Annotated in this window: 1 protein-coding gene and 1 tRNA gene; both read right to left on the minus strand. The window is 69.1% G+C overall.

What is annotated here, in order from left to right; all coding sequences use genetic code 11:
* Positions 1–603 precede the first annotated feature (603 nt).
* Positions 604–680, minus strand: a tRNA-Met gene (locus QLQ12_RS46705).
* A gap of 1,062 nt (positions 681–1,742) precedes the next feature.
* Positions 1,743–2,342 carry an alpha/beta hydrolase gene (locus QLQ12_RS46710; protein ID WP_282767533.1) on the minus strand — a complete coding sequence of 200 codons (600 nt, stop codon included), beginning with the start codon at positions 2,340–2,342 and terminating at the stop codon, positions 1,743–1,745.
* Between the last annotated feature and the right edge of the window lie 525 nt (positions 2,343–2,867).

Raw genomic sequence — 2,867 nt, forward strand, 5'->3', positions numbered from 1 at the left:
CTGCGCCCCGCATTGGGGTTTCCTTCGGCTCGCCTGCGCCACTGCCGGCTGCGCCGTTGTGGGGTGCACCGTTGTGGGCTGCACCGTTGTGGGCTGCACCGTTGTGGGCTGCACCGCTGTGGGCTGCACCGCTGTGGGCTGCACCGCTGTGGGCTGCACCGCTGCGAGCTGCACCGTTGTGGGCTTCGCCGTTGTGGGCTTCGCCTACGCACCCCAGCAAACCACCACCCGCCCCCGCGCCTCACCGGCCGCAACCGTGGAGTCCGTCCGGGCGCAACTCAACGGTCGCCGGTCCGCGGTTTCTGCGGACTAGGGGCCGGGGTCCGGCTCGCCCGCTGGGGCCGCACGTGTGGGCCGATTCCAGTTACCGGCACGGAACCCGACCAGCGGACCCGTGGCAGCACCGCCGGCATGTTGGGGCCCGCAGTGCACACGCTGTTCCGGCCGGTGGTCACGATCGTGGCGTACCGGCTGGGCTTCGTGTTGTCTCGTGCTGCTTGTCTCGTGGCGCCAGGCGTCGATGAGTTTGGCCGGTTGATGCCCGACCGAGAAGCGAAAACGCGGCCCATCCGAAGAGGGGCCGCGTCCGGATCTGCAATTACGTGGTAGCGGGGACAGGATTTGAACCTGCGACCTCTGGGTTATGAGCCCAGCGAGCTACCGAGCTGCTCCACCCCGCGTCGGTAGTTAAAGCCTAGTCCTGCCGCTCGGCCGGGCTGCGGGCGGGCCTCGGAAAGTTGGGAAAGGCCAGCTCAGGTGGGCCATCTGGTCGTTCCGGCCGGGGCGTCGGCTGTTGCCGTGGGTGGTGGGCGGCTCGGGGAGCGGCGGTGATCTGTCGGGAGGGTCAGGCGGGTCGGCACGACGAGACCCCGCCACGGGCTAGCCTTGAGTGCGCACGGAGACGGCGGCGCTGACTGCAGGTTCAACGCACCGGGAAACGCAGCGGCTGACCCACGGGAGCCCGCGGTCAGGCGCAAACCTCGGGCATGAATCGCTCCCTTGACTCACACCACGGGAGGGCCGGGACGGTCGACGCACCGACGGAAGTGCGGCTCTCCAGCACAAGCATTCGAATCGCCCGTTAACAGCCCGCGCCGCAGAAAGGCCGCTCGGCATACGCCCACGTTCCATAGGTGCCGGCCGATACCCCGCAGGACTGCGCGCGTTGACGCGGCCGCTTACAGCACTGTGGACAGCATCCTCGGAAGCGGCGCCTGACTGCTCGATCACCCGATCTTCGGGCGTCGCGACGGCAGCGTGCGGGCCACAGTGGAGTGGGATCTGCAGCACTTGGCGTTTGTGGCCACAGGCTGTGGAATCCCCGCACAACGCACCTTTCCCACCAATCCGCCGTCCGCGCAATCCACCAGCGGCGCAAGTCGGCCCTCATCGCGCATTCGTCGGCAAGTCGGACTCGGGACATTCGCCAATACGGCAGGGAAGCGCCGGCCTCAGCCGTTCCGCATAGCCGTCTCAGTAAAGACAAATGCGAAATAGCCACCAGTTCAAGCCTTTGAGGCTTCGGGGCCCGAGGCCGCCCGCTGAGCTCACCCGAAGACCGTCACTCGCCCGCGCGACCGGCGTGGCATGTGACCCCCGCTCCCGGCACGCCCGCCCACCGCGCCGCGGGCCGGGAGCCTGGATCCCCGGCAGAACGGTGAAGAGGCCCGCGGGTCCACAGTTCCGGAGGCAAGGACCCGCTGGCGCTCACCGGTCCCCGATACGGAACCTTCGGTGGGGCACTAGCGCCAGCCGGCGGTCATGGTGAGGATCCGGGCGGTGACGCTTTCCGGGTCGACAAGTTGGTGCAGGTGGAGGCCGGGGACGTGCTCGACGCTCCAGCCGCGGCGTGCCGCCTCGTCGGCCACCGGCTCGTAGGGCGGACCGAACAGCAGATATCCGCAGGGCCGGTCGTCCCAGCCGGCCGGACTGCGAACCGTCGCCTCGTAGTAGCTCAAGGGCAGCCGGGGTTGCTCGGCGGAGACGGCAGCGCGAGTCTGCGCGTCGGGAAACATCGGCGCGATGTCGGAGTCGTCCCACCAATCCGTCCACTGCGGCAGCCGGCCGCCGGTCACCTTCGGCCGCAGGAAGTCCAGCAGTTCCGCGGGCGCGACCGGAGTAGGCCCGTCGGGCGACGGCAGGGCGGCGTCGACGAACAGGCATCCGGCGACCGGCCGCGGCGAAGCCTCGACGATCGCCGGCACGAACAGCCCGGCGTTGCTGTGTGCCACGAGCACGACAGCCCGCCCCGTCTCCAGCTCGCCGATCGCCTCGGCGACCGTGGCAGCGACGGCAGGCGCGAACGGCGGCCCCGCGTCTGCGACGCCCAGCAGCGAGGGCACGATCGCCTCATCGAGCCGCCCGGCCACCGGCCCCCAGGTGAGGGGCCCAACCGCCGGACTGTGCACAAGAACAAAAGCGGCATCCACCACCCCACTGTCACACCCGCACCCCACCACCACCCCGCCAAGGCCCCCGCACTCCCCGAGGCATGCGCGAATCGCAGTCAGTACGGCCCCACCCCATCAAGCCGAACCACCCCAGAACCGCGAGCCCCAGTCCTCGCCCCCAGCCAGAAATACGAAAGGGCCCCAGCCCGCACGTAGCGAGAACCAGAACCCTGCAAACACCCTAAAACTTGCGATACCAGGCGCAACTTACCCCGAACCGCATGCCCAACCCCAAACCAACCCCACCCGGTGCAGAACCCGACCCCACGCGGGGCGTAACCCCATGCACGACGTAAGCCCATGCAGGGCGTACCCCATGCAGAACGTAAGCCCAATGCAAGGCGTACCCCAGGTAGGACGTACCCCAGGTAGGACGTAAGCCCACCGGAGAAAACCTCAATGCGGGGCGCAGCCCCG

It is taken from the genome of Actinoplanes sandaracinus, assembly GCF_030009775.1.
Lineage (GTDB): Bacteria > Actinomycetota > Actinomycetes > Mycobacteriales > Micromonosporaceae > Actinoplanes > Actinoplanes sandaracinus.